The following is a 15,058-nucleotide window of genomic DNA, read 5'->3' as shown; positions in this document are numbered from 1 at the left end:
CCTCAGCTTCCTGGCCGCCGAAGCCACCGGCCGCGCTGCCGGCGGCCTCGTCACCGTGCGCATCGGAGTGGCGGACCCCACCCACGACGACCACATCTGGGCCGCCAAGGCGCAGGACCCGCTCGACGGCGACCACATCACGCACACCGTCTTCCGGCCCGGCGAACTTCCCGACATGTTCGAGGACGTGGCCAGCCCGATCACCGGCCTGGACGAGCCCACCCGCTGGATCCGCCCGGTCGCCAGGCTCAAGGAGACCGCCCGCCGGCTGGCCGCCGTCGGCGCCCGCGTGCACCTCACCGGACACGGCGGCGACGAAGTGCTCGCCGTCAAGCCCAGCTACCTGCACGACCTGACCCGCCGCCGCCCCGGACTGGCCCGCGAACACCTCGCCGGCATGCGCGCCATGCGCCGCTGGTCCGCGTCCGCCACCGTCCGGGCCCTCGCCGACCGGCGCCCGTACGGCGTCTGGCTGGCCGCCGAGGCCGAGGACCTGACCAAGCCCTTCCCGCCGGCCAACGCGCCGCTGTTCGGCTGGGAGTACCCGCTGCGCCTGCCGCCGTGGGTCACCGCCGACGCCGCGTCCGGCCTGATCGACGAGATGCGCCGGCGCGCCGACGGGGCACGGCCCTACGCCCCGACCCGGTCCGCGCACACCACCATCGACCTGGCCCGCCAACTCGGCGCGGCGGTGCGGCTCGCGGAGACCGTCACCGGTGCGGAGGGCGCCGTCCTCCAGGCCCCCTACCTGGCCGACCGGGTGATGGAGGCCTGCCTGGCGGTCCGCCCCGAGGAGCGCAGCTCCCCGTGGACGTACAAGCCGCTCATGGTCGAGGCGATGCGGGGCACGATGCCCGAGGGGTCGCTGAACCGGGCGACCAAGGGCGAGTTCTCCGACGACTTCTTCCGCGGCCAGCAGCGCCACCGCGGCCAGCTCGCCGAACTGTTCGAGCAGCCGCTGCTGGCCGGGCTCGGCCTGGTCGACGCCGCGACGCTGCGCCACATGGCGCTGTCCGCCTACCCGCCCGGCCTGCCCTGGGGCGCCCTCGACTCCACAATGGCCGTCGAGAACTGGCTGCGCGCCCGGGCCCGGTGGGACCTGGCGCCAGCCGACGCCTCCATAACCGAACCGACCGAGTCGAACCACGGGAAGGACGACCGTGTCCCTCAACCTCGCTGACGGTGTGTCGATCGCCGAGACCGACGACGGCGCGGTGCTGCTCGACGAGCGGTCGGGCCGCTACTGGCGGCTCAACGGTTCGGGCGCGCGCGTCCTCCAGGGCCTGCTCGCCGGGCACGACGCCCGGGAGGCGGCCGTCGACGCGGCCGCCGGTGCCCGGGTGGCGCCCGAGCAGGCCGAACAGGACGCCGCCGCCCTCCTCGCCAAGCTGCGCGCGGCCGGGCTGGTGACGCCATGAGTTCGCCCGTCGCCATCACCGACCGCCCCCAGCTGGCCGCGCACCGGCGCGTGCTGCCGTGGCTGGCGACGGTGGTGGCCAGGGTCCTGATGCACCAGCCGCCGGCCCGGATCCGCACCGTCCTGGAGCTCCTGCGCCGGGGTGCCCGGCCGTCCACCGTCCGGGAGGCGAGCGGCGCCCGCGCCGCGGTCGTCGCGGTGAGCGTCAGCTGTGCCGGCGAGGGCTGCGTCCAGCGCTCGCTGGCCACCGCCCTGCTCTGCCGGCTGCGCGGCCACTGGCCCACCTGGTGCTCGGGCGTGCGGGTGGTCCCCTTCCTGGCGCACGCCTGGGTGGAGGTCGACGGCGAGCCGGTCGACGAGCCGTACCCGCGCGGCTACCACACGACCCTGATCCGGGTGCCCCCGCTGGAGCGGTCATGAGGACGGCGGAACTGACGGACTTCGGCCTCGGGCTGCGGATCGACGGCTTCGAGCCCGGCTCCCACAGCCCGCGGATGCTGCGCTCCCTGCTTTGGGAGTACGGCGTGCTGCACCTGACCGGGGTCCCGCGCGACGCCGCGGAGTTCACCGGGCTGGCGCGCTGGTTCGGCGAGCCCGAGACGGTCTTCCCCGCCGAGCACCGGGCGCCCGGCTGCCCGGAGGTCCGCCTCCAGACGAACGTCCGCGGGCTGGGTGCCAACGCGGGCGGGCAGTACTGGCACGCGGACGGGTCCTTCGCGCCGACTCGCTCCGTCGTCACCCTGCTGACCTGCGACGAGGCCCCGCAGGCGGAGGGCGAGACGCTCTTCGCCGATCTGCGCGCCGGGTACGCGGCCCTGCCCGAGGAGCTCCGGGCGGAGGTCGCCGGCCTGAACGGCGGCTTTCCCTGCCGGCAGATCGCCGAGCAGGACATGCGGCGGGCGACGGCCATGCGCACCGTCGTGCTGTCCGAGGAGGAGCGGCAGCGCAAGCTCGCCGAACTGACCGACTTCGTCCGGCCCCTGGTGGCGACTCACCATGCCACGGGGCGGGATGTCCTCGTCCTCAACGAGCACTGGCTGCGGGACGTCCCGGGCCGGTCGGCGGCCGACGGTCGGCAGTTGCTCGGGCAGCTCTACGGCACGGTGACCCGGCCGGCGAACGTGTACCGGCACCGCTGGGCGATCGGGGACGTCCTGGTCTGGGACAACACCTCGGTGCTGCACAAGGCCGTCCCGGCCGCGCCCGGCCAACGCAAGACCACTCGACGGATCACCAGCGTCGTGCCGCAGCCGATGCCGGTGCCGGAGCCGGCGCTCCCCGTCGCGCCCTGACCGCCGGGGCCCCTGATCGCCGAGGCCTTCGCCGCCGCCCCCCGACGGCGGCGAAGGCCTCGGGCGCAGCGGCCGGCCGCCCGCCGCGTCGGTCCCCCCCGCGGCCGTCGCGGCCGGCCTCCGGCTGCGTCGGCTCCCCCACGGCCGCCGCAGCCGGCCGCCGGCCCCTGAACTGCCGCTTCGGACGTACCCGGTGTGAAATCTTCATGCGGACGCCGTGACTCCGGAGGTGTCTGCGGTGGACCGGCCGCGCCATACTTTTGGCGACATCAGTTTCGGCCGGGAAGGCCTCCTTGAGCGACACGAGTGAGCATCAGGTGGTGCACCTCTGGTCGCTGGACGAGGACGTCGTCGTCGTCCCAGGCGACGGTGACACCGAGACCGTCGTCAGCGGTCGGTGGGGTGTCCAACGGCTCAGGGGGGACGGCTACGGCCTGCTGCGCGAGGCCCTGCGTCGGATGCAGCTGGGGCCGGTGCGCCTGACCAACGTGGAACACCCGCCCGGCGCGGGCGGTGGCGTGCCGGTGGACCGGATCCTGCGGCCGGCCCTGCGGCAGGTCGCGCACCTGGTGGTGCGCACCCTCGCGATGGACGACCTGGGGGGCCCGCTGCTGTCGGTGTACCCGTTGAGCCCCAAGGCGGCCTTCACCCTGGTCGGACTCCCGGTGCGGCGGCTGCGGCTGGTGCTCGGCGCGTCGCTGGTGGTCCGGACCGAAGGCGTGGTGCTGGAGACGCCGACCAGCCCGTACCGGGTGGTGGTGCACCGCCCCGAGGTGTTCTGGGTCATCGGCATGCTGATCCGCCCGTGCCTGCTGGAGGACGCGGTGGCCGCGCTCCCGCTGCCGCCCCGCGTCACCCGCGGTGTCATCGGGTACCTGCGGGCGGCCGGGATGGCCGTTCCGGCCGACCCGGGCCGCCCGCAGGCGCGGGTTTGACGACCGGATCCTAGAGCAGCCAGCCCGCCTCGCGGGCGGCGCGGATCGCGTCGACCCGGTTGCGCGCGTTGAGCTTGGAGACGATCGTCGTCAGGTAGTTGCGCACGGTGCCCGAGGACAGCCGCAGCAGTTTGGCGATCTCGACCGGGTCGTGGCCCTCGGAGGCGAGCCGGAGGACCTCGGTCTCGCGTTCGGTCAGCGGGGTCTCCTCGCTGTTCCAGGTGTCCAGCGCGAGCTGCGGGTCGATCACCCGCTGTCCGGCGGCCACCCGGCGTATCGCGGTGGCCAGTTCGCCGGGCGGCGCGTCCTTGAGCAGGTAGCCGGAGACCTGGGCCATCAGGGCTCGGCGCAGGGTGCCGGGCCGTCCCAGGTTGGTCAGGATCAGGGTGCGGCACTCGGGCAGCCGCTCCCGCAGCCGGGCGGCCGCGGTGAGCCCGTCGAGGCCGGGCAGGTCGATGTCGACGACGGCCACGTCGGGCCGGTGCTCCAGGGCCGCGTGCACGATCTCGTCGCCGCGGGCGACCTCGCAGACGACGGAGAGGTCGTCCTCAAGGTCCAACAGCGCGACGAGCGCGCCGCGCACCATGTGCATGTCCTCGGCCAGCAGGATGCGGATCTCCATGACGCAATACTCCTCGGTGGCCGCGCGGGCCTGGGGTGGGGGCGGGAGGATCCGGACGTGGGGGGTCCGGGGCGGGCGGGGGCTTGACGGTCAGGCGGCCGGGCTGCTGTGCGGCAGCGCGGACGGCTCCCCGGACTCCCAGGGCTCCGTGTCCCGGGCGGCGTCCCGCTGCCCGGGGACGGTACAGGCCGGGGCCTCCGCGATGACCTGGAACGTTCCGTCGCACCCGTGGGCGATGGTCAGCCGGCCGGAGACGGAGTGCAGTCGCATCCGGAGGTTCTCCAGGCCGGCGCCGCTGTGCTGCGAGGTGTCCCGGTAGTCCGGGTCCACCCCGTCGTTGGTCACCACGAGCCGTACGCGGCCGCCGTTCTGGACGGCTTCGATGGAACAGCGGCCGGCCCGCGAGTGGCGCAGCAGGTTGGTGATCGCCTCGCGCAGGACGGCCGCGAGCACCGTGTTGACCTGCGCGCCCAGCTCGCCGAGCCGCACGCTGGTGGTCAGCTCCACGTCGGTGGCTTCCAGCAGGGCGACGACCGAGGAGAGTTCGCTCTCCAGGGACATCTCGCGCAGGCCGCGCGAGACCCGGCGGACGTCGGCCAGGGACTGGCGGGACAGCGCCAGGACGTCCTCGACCTCCGTCTTGGCGCGCTGCGGCTGGGCCAGGACGAGCCGGTGGATCAGCTCGCTCTTCAGGGTGATGGCGGACAGGCTGTAGCCGAGCAGGTCGTGCAGGTTGCGCGAGATGCGCAGCCGCTCCTGGATCACGGCCAGGCGCGCCAGTTCGTTCTGCGTCTCGTGCAACTGGCGGACCAGGGCGGCGAGTCGGGACAGCCCGTAGACGACGAGGCCGGTCAGCAGGGTCGACTGCTGTCGTCGTGGCTGAGCTCATCGAGACCTTGCATTGTCTCCGCGCCTTCTCTGCTCACATCCCCCTGTGAGCACTTCCGTCGATCATATCTTGGCGTACGGACGAAAGTTGATTGATCGACAAATCCGGTCACCTGCCTGGCGCGGTCGTCGACGACCTGGTATGGCCGCACCCGGCACGCGAACGCGACCCCTGGCCGGTCGAGGGCTCCGGGAGACCCGACCGGCAGGGGCCGCGGGTGCACCGCGCCAGGGCGTGACCCGTCCTGCTCTGCTAGACGAACAGCGGTACGGGGTTGAGTTGTTCCCGCGGCAGGGGTGAGCTTCTCCGCTCGAGGGCCACCGGCACGTCGAAGAGCCGGCCCGGCGCGAACCTCGCCCAGAACTGCCGCATCCCCGGCACGATCACCTTCACCACCGGGATCCCGAGGTCCTCTCTCGTCTGGTCGAGCACCAGGAGTTCCAAACCGCGGTCCCGGACCAGCCCGGTGATCGCGGTGACGTCGTCCAGGAGGTCCTCGGTCGGCGCGTACGCCCAGTCCCCGGAGCGGCGGGGCGCCACCGCCGGATCGGGTGTCAGGTAGTCGCGGCCCGCGAGCGTGGCGGTGCGCCACCAGTCGAGCGCCTCTGGATCGTCGATCCGGTACCCGGTGCCCTCCGCCGTCACCGCGCCGACGGCCGGGAGGAGCTGTCCCATCTCGGTCAGCGCGCGGCGCAGCGCCAGCCGCGGATCGAAGTGGGCGCCGAAGCCGAAGATCACGTCCTCGGCGGGCTTGTCGGTACGGCGTGACAGGGCCGCCATGACCGGGATTCCGAAGTCGGAGGTGAGGTCGAGCACGTGCACCGAGCGGTTCGACGTGCGGTAGCCGTCGAGCAGCGCCGGCAGGTGGTCGTCGTCGAAGGCGGCCAGGTCCACACCGGGCTGCCGGGTGCGGTTGTACCACCACAGCGCGACGGCGTCCCGCTCCACCAGTTCCAGGAACCCCTGGACGAGCGCGTCCTCGAGGGTGCTGCCGGCCGCGTTGCCGTTGGAGTCCGCCCACAGCCCGTCGGGCGCGGCCTCCGCGCCGAAGTACAGCATCGACGTCGGCAGCAGCCGGTGCGTACGCCCGGTCAGCGACCAGACCCGGGTCCACTCGGTGGGCCGGGCCGGGTCGAACGGCGCGGGCACGTACTGGAAGCGCGAACCGCGCGCGTTCCACCGGTCCCGCTCTCGGAACTGCTCCTCGGCGTACAACTGGACGGCGTTGGGGTGTAGGGCCGCTGGCCCGAGCCCGCGCAGCGAGTCGCGGACCACCGGCTCGTCGCCGTGCCGGGTGCCGCTGTACCGCTCCACGGCCTCGCACAGTGCGCTCACCCGGGCCTCGGTCTCGGTGAGGCCCTTTCCGCCGCTCAGGCTGCGCAGCCCGGCCCGCAGCCCCGCGAGCGAGCGGCCGGGCATGGCGAGGTTGGGCCCGGACAGGAAGGCCTGGACGAAGTCCGGGCTGCCGGGAGCGCGCCGGATCTCCTTGACTATCCCGGTGACCGGATCCACCAGGTAACCGTGGCGCTCCAGCATCTGCCGGGGCGTCAGGGCCCGGTGCCCGTTGCCGGCCCCGGGGGCCTTGGGGCGCGACACCGGTTGGAACGGCGCCTGGACCCGCCGCGCCACCAGGCCCCGGTCCCCGCAGGACGGGCACTGCGGGATCCGGGAGACCGGGTGTGAGGTGGTGGCCAGCGTGGCTGTATCCAGGGTGCGGACGGACGACTGTTCCGGGCCGCGCAGTCCGCCGAGCCACTTCGCGGCCTCCAGGGCCGCCAGGTGCAGGGCAAGCGTGCGCACCACGGGCAGGGTCGCGGGCGGCAGCGGCACCGGGTCGGGCCGGCCGAGCGAGTGCCGGAGCAGCTCCTCCGAGTGGCGGTGGCCACGCAGCCGGGACGCCAGGCAGTGCCAGCATGGGCCCCCGCCCGGGCGGAACACCGGCCCGAACCACGGGTTCGACCATCCCAGCCGGACCGGGAGCCAGGCAGTGCCGTCCTGGCGGTGCAGGGCGTCCACCTCCGCGAGGCGGGGGGAGAGGTAGTCGTCGCACAGCACTACGGACAGGTCCGCGGGGGCGTCCCGGTCCGCCGCCGGGTTCAGCCCGGCGCCGCTCAGGGCCGCGCAGGCCTCTGCGGGGTCCGCGTCGGTCAGCGCGAGGAGCCGCACCCGGGCGCGGGCGAGCGAGGCCGGTACCCGGCCGCCGTCGAGCCCCAGCAGGTCCCAGAACGCCTCGGCGGCGGGGCCAGCGGATGGCGGCGGACCGGAGGACCGTGCGCGGTGCCCCGCCGGGCCTTCGGTGCCCGTCCCAGTCCGGTGGTGCGCCCGGTCGTCGTCTGCCCGGTCGTCGTCCGCCCGCGCGGGTCGCACCCGGAGCAGGCCCGCGGAGGCCAGCGCCCGCAGGGAGCCGAGGGCTTCCCCGGAGGCGAGCGCCGGTGCCGCCTCCCGCAGCACGGCGGCCGTGCTGCGGCTGCCGTCCAGGAGCGGCGCCAGCACCGCGGCGTGATCTCCGCGCAGTGTGGTCAACCCGCGTTGGGAGACCAGGTACACCGCCTGTCCGGGCACGGTTTCGGCTCGCAGGTGGCTCTTGAAGCCCACCCGGTCCGTATCGCTGGTGACCAGCTGCATTCTCTTCCCCCGTGTGTCGGTCATGCGCCCGGCTGCCCCCCGGTGGTCGAGGAGGGGGCGGTCTGGGCCGACATGACGCAGACGGTGAACAGGGCCACGCCCTGCGGCGCGACGGTGTCGACGTCCTCGATCACCAGGCCGGTGGTGGAGGCGGCGCTGAAGGCGGAGTCGCCAGTGATGGTGCCGAAGGTGGGGAAGGTGCTCATTGCTGCCGGAACTCCTTGGTCGTCGCTCTCGATCTGTTGCGAGGCCCCACTGTTGCGGGGCCCGCGCCACGATTCTGCGAAGCGGGGAAAGACGGGGACAGTGCTGCAGTCACTTCCGGAGTGTGAAGACGTCATACCGGCTTGCCGACCAGCGGGCCGGTTCAGGCCGAGCGGACGCTGGCCGGGCCCTCATACGGGGCACGGCCGGAGCCGCCGTTCGGGCCGTCGGCGGCCGTGAACGGCAGGACCTTGCGCGACTGCCCGCCGAGCAGGGCCATGCCCAGCGGGGTCACCGTGTGCAGGGCGCTGCTGCCCACCCGCCGGGTGCTGATCAGCCCGGTCTCCCGCAGGACGGTGGCGTGCCGGCTCGCGACTCCCGGCGACACCCCCAGCCGCGCGGCGAGCTGGGAGTTGGTGGAGGTGTCGGTCAGCAGGCGCAGGGCGGCCGCTCTGGTCTGCCCGACGAGCGCGCTCAGCGCCTGGGACTCGCCCTCGTCACCGGCGTGGCCGTCCGGGGCCGGGACATCGTCCCACCCGGCGACGAGGCCCGGAGAGGCGGCGAAGACCAGCACGGCATGGCCGCTGTCCCGCTCGTGGGCCACCAGCCGCCCGGCCTCCCCGGGCAGGAACACCGACGGCTTGAGGACCAGGCCACGCCCGTCGAGGGTGAGGGCCACGTTGGGCCCGTCGTCTACCTCCAGGACCGGCGCTTTCCAGGAGATCCGCGGGTGGAGCGTCGACAGCAGCTGCTCCACTCCGCCGCCGGCCGCGACCCTGCCGTGGGCCTCGCACACCGCCTCCAGCCGTTCGAGGATCCTCGCCCAGTACGGGGACACCCCGGCGCGCCACACATCGAGCGCCAACCGGGTGCCCTCCGCACGGGTACCCGGCGCACGCTGCGCCGTCTCCTCGCAGCCGGCGCGTTCGAGCAGCCGCAGCGGCAGGTTTTCGGCGCCCCGGGTGAGCGGCACCGGCAGGGCCGCCCGGGTGCCTGCCCGCAGGGCGTTGCGGACGGCGACGCACCACCGCACGTTCGCGTCGTCGCGCCAGGGCCGGGTCAGCAGCCGCAGCGCGAACACACCCTCCGTCAGCGGCCCCAGGCTGCTCTGCAGCCGGACGCGTGTCAGATCGGTACCCGTGAAGTGAATCCGCTGCATCGAGGCCTCCCCGTTACGTCGCTGTCGTGCTACCTCGACACTGTGCTCGCGGCGCCTGCGGGAACAGTGCCTGGTTCCCGTGGGCCGGGTGCGTACGTCACGTGACCGACCATGAGAATCTCAGGCCGCGCGACTCGGGCACGGGCGACAGTAATGGTTACGGAAAACCGCAGCAGGACCGGGCGGTTGACCTCATGGTGACGGCCGGGCCCCGGCCTCTAGAGTCAACGGCATGATCGCAACGTTGGCTTCCGCGTCGCTCGCTACCGCTTCCGCCGAGCCCGCAGGCGGCATCGCCGGATGGGCCGTCGACGTCATGACCACCCTCGGTGCCGTGGGCGCCGGCCTGACCAATCTGGTCGACACCGTTCTGCCGTTCATCCCCAGCGAGATCATCCTCCCCGTCGCCGGGTTCGCGGTGGGGCAGGGCAAGCTGAGTCTGCTGGCTGTCATCGTCTGGACCACGATCGGCTCCATCGTCGGCTCCTGGATCGTCTACGCCGCAGGTGCGCTCCTGGGCCGGGACCGGACCCGCGCACTCGCGGCCCGCATCCCGTTCATGAGTGCGCACGAGATCGACAAGGCGGACGCGTGGTTCGAGCGGCACGGCCGCAAGGCCGTCTTCATCGCCCGCATGGTGCCGGTGGTACGCAGCCTCATCTCCGTACCGGCCGGGATCCAGCGCATGCCGCTGCTGGCCTTCACGGCCATGACCGCCGCCGGCAGCCTGATCTGGAACACCGTGTTCGTCCTGTTGGGGTACTGGTTGGGCGACAACTGGAACTTGGTGGAGGAGTACGGCGGCTGGGTGTCGAAGGGCGTCGTGGTGGTAGTGGTGCTGGTGATCGCCCGCTGGTTCATGGTGCGGATGCGCCGCCGACCGAGCGCCCGCCACCGCAGCTGAGGCCCGCGTCGCACCTTCCGGGGCCCATATCCCATATCACGCCCGTGAGACCCGCGTCGCATACCGGCGCAGGTCTCGGCTCTTTCCGCCGACGGCAGCGGCCGACTCCGGGCTGACGTCGAAGCGTTCGCTGACCGCATCCGCAGCCTTCGGTCACCGTCCGTCCCGTCCCTCCTCGCACCTGGGGAGGCCACCGCGGACACCTGCAGGCCTGGCCCGGTGCGGTGGGCGGTATCTACGACCTCCTCGTCCTCACGGACTCCCCGCGCGACGACCTGCTCGCCCGGTTTTACGGATCCGGATTCCGGCGCGCGGCCTGGCAGTTACCCGATCGGCGCCCGGCAGCGACCGGTCGGTGAGCAGCCCGGACACGCTGGCGGGCCTGCACCTGGCGGTCAACCGGACAGAGCTGAAGGTCACCGACGGGCGGGTCTTCCTGCCCGAGCAGTGAGGTTCCCCGAGGTGCGGAAGGTTGCCGGACGTGGCCTGATGGGCCATGAGAAGGGAGCCTCTGCGATGGCTGCACTGATGAAGTACCCCAATGCCGTCTAGTCAAGGGGTGGTTGGGCCGGTCAAGAACACGTCCGGGTGATATTCCAGCCGGTCGAAGGCAGCGGCGGTGATCATGGAGGCGCGACCCCGGGTAGAGCCAGGAAGCCGACCAAGGTCTTCCTGCTCGAAGGGTCCCGTTGTCCGATGATTGTGCCACTGTCGTGCTTGCTCGTACCGTCACCGTCGCGAAGGGCCTGTACGCGCCGGGGCATCTGGGGGAGTTGACCCGGCAGATTCCCTTCGAACTCGTCGACGACGTCTTGGCGCGTACGGGCACCACGCAGGCCAGGCTGCGGATGCTGCCCTCGCGGGTCGGCATGTACTTCGTTCTGGCCCTGGCTCTCTCCCCGAGCCTGGGCTACCTGCGAGTGTGGGATAAACTCACCTCTGGCCCATGGCAGTTGAACATCCATCGCCCCTCAGGGAAGGCCCTGCGTGACCTGCGTCGAAGACTGGGGCCGGCCCCGCTGAAGCTCTTGTTCGACAGCCTCGCCGGGCCGGTCGCCCAGCCGACAGCGCCCGGCGTGCGCTACCGAAGCTGGCGAACCGTGGCCTTCGACGGGTGCAGTTCTGCCAAGGCCCCCGACCGGCACCGCGTCTGCGACTGGCTCGGCAAGATCAAGCACCGCTACGGACAGGAGGGCTACCCCATGCTGAAACTCGTGGCCCTGTGCGAGACCGGGACGCGCGCCCTGCTCGGTGCGGTCTTCGGCCCGGTAGCCCCGGGAGAGACCGTCTACGCCGAGCAACTGCTGCCGCTACTGGACGACAGCATGCTGCTGCTGAACGACCGCGGCCTCGACTCCGACGAGTTCCTGGCCCGCTGCGCGGCCACCGGCGCCCAGCTCCTGGTCCGCCTCGACAACCGCCGCACCCCCGCCAAGTGGGCCCACCTGTCCGACGGTTCCTACCTGACACGGATCCGTGGGGTCCGCCTGCGCGTCATCGACGCCCAGGTCACCGCGACAATCCACGGGGGCGTCCGCATCACCGGCCACTACCGCCTGGCCACAACGCTGCTCGACCATCACCGCTACCCCGCTGACGAGCTCGTCACCCTCTGCCGCGGGCGATGGGAGATCGAATCAGCGTTCTATGCCCTGCGGCACTCTCTGGCCGGCGGGCTCGTCCTACGCTCGCACGATCCCCTTGAGGTGCAGCAGGAGATCTGGGCCCAACTGGTCGTCTACCAGGTTCTTCGCCGAGCCATGGCCGAAGCCGCGGAGTCCGCGCCCGGCACCGATCCCGACCGGGCCGCGTTCACCGCCGCCCTCGAAGCCGCCAGAGACCAGGTCGTCGCCGCCGATGGCATCCTGCCCGACCCCACCCGCCCCCTCCAGACCGGCCGGATCGGCCAGGCAGTCCTGGAGAACCTGCTGCCCAGGCGTCGGCCGCGCATCGCACCCCGCCGTGTCAAGTGCCCCGTCTCCCGCTACGCGAACCGGCCCGACCAGAGCCGGCTCCGGGCGACCGCCCGGATGGCCGGGATCACGGTCACCGTTCACCAGAGCGCCGAGCTCGCTCCCGAGGGTCGACGGGATCGCATGCTCCAGCTCATGCGCGCTGACCCCTGCCGATCCCGGCACGCCACCGAGATCGCCAAGGAACTCGGCCTTGCCCACCATCGAAGCCTGACCGGTGAGCTCATCCGCTGGGAAAGGGAGGGAATCCTGCGCAAGGTCGCTCCCGCGACCTACATCCTCGCTCCCGAATGGGCCGTTCCCGACCGGCTGGAACATCACCCGGACGTGGTCTTGACCGGCCCAACCACCCCTTAACTACGCGGCATTGGAAGTACCCGCCCGATTTGCGGCAGCGAGCCGTTGCCGCGTACCGGGCCGCCGATCCGAAGCCCGTGATCCGGCAGATGGCCCGCGATCTCGGAGTCCACCACGAGGCCCTGCGCAACTGGATCCGTCAGGACGAGGCGGACCGGGGTGAGCGGGACGACCGGCTGACCACGGCGGAGAAGGAGGAGCTGGCCGCTCTGCGGAAGGAGAACGCTGAGCTTCGCCGGTCCTGCGAGATCCTCAAGGCCGCCTCGGCTTTTTTCGCCCAGGAGCTCGACCCGACCCGGCGACGGTACTGAAGCTCATCGATGAGCACCAGGACCGCTTCGGGGCCGAGCCCGTTCTCCGGGAACTGCACATCCCGGCCTCCACCTACTACCGCTGGCGCCGCGAGGATCACGAGCCGTGCGAGCGCAGACGCCACGACGCGGAGCTGACCGAGCACATCCGCCGGATCCATGCAGACTCCGACGAAACCTACGGCTCCCCGCGCGTCCACGCGGTCCTGCGGCGCGAGGGCACCCGGGTGGGCCGCAAGCGGGTCGAGCGCCTGATGCGCCAGGCCGGCCTGCAGGGCGTGAGCCCGCGCCGGCCCCGCTCCTTCACCCGCCGCGATCCGGCGGCCGGCCTCGCCCCGGACCTGGTGCAGCGCGACTCCACCGCCGACGCTCCGGTGCCCTTGCTCGGGAAGGCCTCGGTGAGCCGGTCCAGCGACTGGACGACGGGGATGTCGCGGGACAGGTCGTCGGAGCCGGGCTGCTTCAGGCTCATGTCGAGGGCGGGCAGGGCGAGCGCCACGAGCGCGCCGACGGACACCACGAGCGTGAGCGCGGGCCGGACCAAGGCCGGCTTCAGCAGCGCCCGCCACAGCTTGGACTCGCCGGAGCGCATGGTCAGGCGCCACAGGAACGGGACCTTGGGCCGGTCGACCCAGCGGCCGAGCTTGGCGAGGAGCGCGGGCAGCACGGTCAGGGACGCCAGGACGGCGACGGCCACGACGATGATGGAACCCGTGGCCAGCGAGGCGAAGGTGGCCTCCTCGGCGAGGTAGAGGCCCGCCATCGACACGATCACGGTGACGCCGGACACCAGCACGGTGTGGCCCGAGGTCTCCGCGGCGATCTCGATGGCGTCGAGCCGGGAGCTGGGGGTCAAGGGGTCGCAGGTTCAAATCCTGTCGTCCCGACTTGCGAATCCGCAGGTCGGAGGCCGTTTCCATCTGAGGATGGGGACGGCCTTTTTTGTGCGTGTCGCGGGGTGGTGGTCGCAGGGTGGTCGCACCTCGTCCGGTCGCGGATCGCAGCCGGGCGCGGGCTGACCTGGTCAACTCGCTGCTGTATGGCTGGAGTTGGCGCACGTGGCCCGATCGGTGGCCGGATCGTTAACCACTCACGACGTCCTGTGGCGGGTGACCTCGCGTCACGGGGTTGACGCGGCCGGGCGTGAGTATCGTTCAATTTGTGAGCTTTCTTCCGCTGTGTCCGCATTTTCTGGGCCAGATGTCGGCGCGGGGGCGGCCCCGCAAGGCGAAGGTCTGCGACCACCATGCGACCACCACGCAGGCGGGAGCCACCCTGGCCAGGCGGTCCTCCTTGCTGGGGCGCAAAGGGGCCCGGCAGGCCGCGGGCTTCGGGAGACGGTGTGCTGACGGGTGGGGCGCGCCGGGTACGGCTGGGGCAGATCTTCGGCGATGACGTGCCCCTGGGTTCGCTGGGTTCCCTCCTCCTGGACTGCCACAGCGTGCCCGAGGCCCGGGCTGTGCTTCACGGTGACCGGGCATGCCGGCGGCTGGGTCTCGGTGCGCGGCCGGGGCGGGTCGGGCTCGCGGCCGGGCCGCTGTGCGGGTCCTGCGCGTGGACGTTGCCAGCAGACCATCCCGTCAACGACTTCGCGCTCGCGGTGGCAGGGCTGAGAACTCCCGCTGTGGAGGTGGGCGAGGGTGCGCAGGCGGATCTGGCGCTGACGTCAGGGGCAGCGAGCGCCCAGCCCGCCCGGGCGGTGCGAGTGTGGCGGCGCGCGCAGACACGCGCGCTGCAGGGCTTCGCGGCCACCGCCGCCTTCCCCTGGCTGAAGCCCTGGGCGGGACCGAGGCTGTTCGCGCTGACCGGCGCGGTCGAGCAGGCTCGCGGAGCAGTTGTCCGCCGCATCGACCCTCGCGAACTGCTGGCGGCCGCCTGCGTGGCCGCCATGCCCGCGCCGGTCGGGCTCCGGGATGCGCTGCCAGCCTGTACGGGGAGCTGGGGTGCCGACGGGGAGTGGCTGCTGGCGGAGGCATGGACGCGCTGGCAGAGCGCCTGTGCCGAGGGCGAGGCGCCGGTGGCTGACTGCGTGCGGGCGGCGTCCGCCGTGGTCTACGAGGCGTTCGGTCGGCGGCGCAAAGGACGTGATGAGGCGCTGGACAATGTCCAGCGCCTCATCACGTCCTCAATCGACCAGGCACGTCGGCACGCCGAGAAGAAGCATGCCGGGCCCGTCCGCCTGGTTCAGATGGCGCTCCCGCTGCTTGAGACGGAGCCGCTCACCGGCCGGGAGCACGATCCGCTCACCCCTTGGCAAGCCGGGGTGATCGCGGTCCATCAGTTCGGTGTTGACTGGTCGGCCGGCCAGGTCACACTCACCGCTCCCTTGGCGGTAGCCGATCTGCTCCTGGGAGGCTGACACCCAGGCCG

At 72.5% G+C, this 15,058-nt stretch carries 15 protein-coding genes and 1 pseudogene; 10 read left to right on the top strand and 6 right to left on the bottom strand.

The window, feature by feature from the left end; translation table 11 throughout:
* The first annotated feature begins 10 nt into the window (after window positions 1-10).
* From ACIQOW_RS20740 to ACIQOW_RS20720, 5 genes are all read left to right on the top strand, one after another.
* Window positions 11-1,180, top strand: a complete 1,170-nt coding sequence (locus ACIQOW_RS20740; RefSeq protein WP_401087257.1) for an asparagine synthase-related protein — start codon at window positions 11-13, stop codon at window positions 1,178-1,180.
* Window positions 1,161-1,418: a lasso peptide biosynthesis PqqD family chaperone gene (locus ACIQOW_RS20735; protein ID WP_401087036.1), complete on the top strand. Its 258-nt coding sequence runs from the start codon at window positions 1,161-1,163 to the stop codon at window positions 1,416-1,418. The genes ACIQOW_RS20740 and ACIQOW_RS20735 overlap by 20 nt, the downstream gene beginning before the upstream one ends.
* Entirely contained in the window at window positions 1,415-1,837 is a 423-nt protein-coding gene (locus ACIQOW_RS20730) for a lasso peptide biosynthesis B2 protein (RefSeq protein ID WP_401087034.1), read from the top strand. The genes ACIQOW_RS20735 and ACIQOW_RS20730 overlap by 4 nt, the downstream gene beginning before the upstream one ends.
* Window positions 1,834-2,709 carry a TauD/TfdA dioxygenase family protein gene (locus ACIQOW_RS20725; RefSeq protein ID WP_401087032.1) on the top strand — a complete coding sequence of 292 codons (876 nt, stop codon included), beginning with the start codon at window positions 1,834-1,836 and terminating at the stop codon, window positions 2,707-2,709. Before ACIQOW_RS20730 ends, ACIQOW_RS20725 begins: the two co-directional genes overlap by 4 nt.
* 293 nt (window positions 2,710-3,002) lie before the next feature.
* Window positions 3,003-3,644, top strand: a complete 642-nt coding sequence (locus ACIQOW_RS20720) for an NADH oxidase (protein ID WP_401087030.1) — start codon at window positions 3,003-3,005, stop codon at window positions 3,642-3,644.
* Between the two features lie 10 nt (window positions 3,645-3,654).
* Here ACIQOW_RS20720 and ACIQOW_RS20715 read toward each other — a convergent pair whose 3' ends face one another.
* The 5 genes from ACIQOW_RS20715 to ACIQOW_RS20695 all read right to left on the bottom strand — a co-directional run bounded on the left by ACIQOW_RS20715 (window position 3,655) and on the right by ACIQOW_RS20695 (window position 9,143).
* Window positions 3,655-4,266 carry a response regulator transcription factor gene (locus ACIQOW_RS20715; RefSeq protein WP_401087028.1) on the bottom strand — a complete coding sequence of 204 codons (612 nt, stop codon included), beginning with the start codon at window positions 4,264-4,266 and terminating at the stop codon, window positions 3,655-3,657.
* A gap of 90 nt (window positions 4,267-4,356) precedes the next feature.
* A complete protein-coding gene (locus tag ACIQOW_RS20710) occupies window positions 4,357-5,067 on the bottom strand; it encodes a sensor histidine kinase (protein ID WP_401087027.1) in 711 nt (236 codons plus the stop codon).
* A gap of 340 nt (window positions 5,068-5,407) precedes the next feature.
* Window positions 5,408-7,780, bottom strand: coding sequence for a TOMM precursor leader peptide-binding protein (locus ACIQOW_RS20705; RefSeq protein ID WP_401087025.1), 2,373 nt, complete (start codon window positions 7,778-7,780; stop codon window positions 5,408-5,410).
* Between the two features lie 20 nt (window positions 7,781-7,800).
* Entirely contained in the window at window positions 7,801-7,986 is a 186-nt protein-coding gene (locus tag ACIQOW_RS20700; protein WP_401087023.1) for a hypothetical protein, read from the bottom strand.
* Between the two features lie 161 nt (window positions 7,987-8,147).
* Window positions 8,148-9,143 carry an ArsR/SmtB family transcription factor gene (locus ACIQOW_RS20695; RefSeq protein WP_401087021.1) on the bottom strand — a complete coding sequence of 332 codons (996 nt, stop codon included), beginning with the start codon at window positions 9,141-9,143 and terminating at the stop codon, window positions 8,148-8,150.
* Window positions 9,144-9,375: 232 nt separating this feature from the next.
* On the opposite strand from ACIQOW_RS20695, the gene ACIQOW_RS20690 reads away from it, so the two are divergent.
* From ACIQOW_RS20690 to ACIQOW_RS20675, 4 genes and pseudogenes are all read left to right on the top strand, one after another.
* Window positions 9,376-10,047, top strand: coding sequence for a DedA family protein (locus ACIQOW_RS20690; RefSeq protein WP_401087019.1), 672 nt, complete (start codon window positions 9,376-9,378; stop codon window positions 10,045-10,047).
* Between the two features lie 689 nt (window positions 10,048-10,736).
* Window positions 10,737-12,377 carry an IS4 family transposase gene (locus tag ACIQOW_RS20685; protein WP_401087018.1) on the top strand — a complete coding sequence of 547 codons (1,641 nt, stop codon included), beginning with the start codon at window positions 10,737-10,739 and terminating at the stop codon, window positions 12,375-12,377.
* Entirely contained in the window at window positions 12,311-12,688 is a 378-nt protein-coding gene (locus ACIQOW_RS20680) for a transposase (protein WP_401087016.1), read from the top strand. The genes ACIQOW_RS20685 and ACIQOW_RS20680 overlap by 67 nt, the downstream gene beginning before the upstream one ends.
* Window positions 12,619-12,921 (top strand): annotated as a pseudogene (locus ACIQOW_RS20675) (IS3 family transposase); the annotation flags it as partial. The gene ACIQOW_RS20680 and the pseudogene ACIQOW_RS20675, both read left to right, overlap by 70 nt.
* Here the strand turns inward: ACIQOW_RS20675 and ACIQOW_RS20670 are convergent.
* The gene (locus tag ACIQOW_RS20670; RefSeq protein WP_401087255.1) at window positions 12,867-13,463 is read right to left on the bottom strand and encodes an MMPL family transporter; all 597 of its coding nucleotides are present in this window, start codon (window positions 13,461-13,463) and stop codon (window positions 12,867-12,869) included. The pseudogene ACIQOW_RS20675 and the gene ACIQOW_RS20670 overlap by 55 nt on opposite strands.
* Window positions 13,464-14,030: 567 nt before the next feature.
* On the opposite strand from ACIQOW_RS20670, the gene ACIQOW_RS20665 reads away from it, so the two are divergent.
* On the top strand, window positions 14,031-15,047 hold the full coding sequence (locus tag ACIQOW_RS20665; protein WP_401087014.1) for a hypothetical protein: 1,017 nt from the start codon (window positions 14,031-14,033) through the stop codon (window positions 15,045-15,047).
* Window positions 15,048-15,058 lie beyond the last annotated feature (11 nt).

The sequence above is a fragment of the Kitasatospora sp. NPDC091335 genome (assembly GCF_044757205.1).
Classification (GTDB): domain Bacteria; phylum Actinomycetota; class Actinomycetes; order Streptomycetales; family Streptomycetaceae; genus Kitasatospora.
Note: the sequence above shows the minus strand (reverse complement) of the source record. Positions and strands in the feature narration are given on the sequence as shown.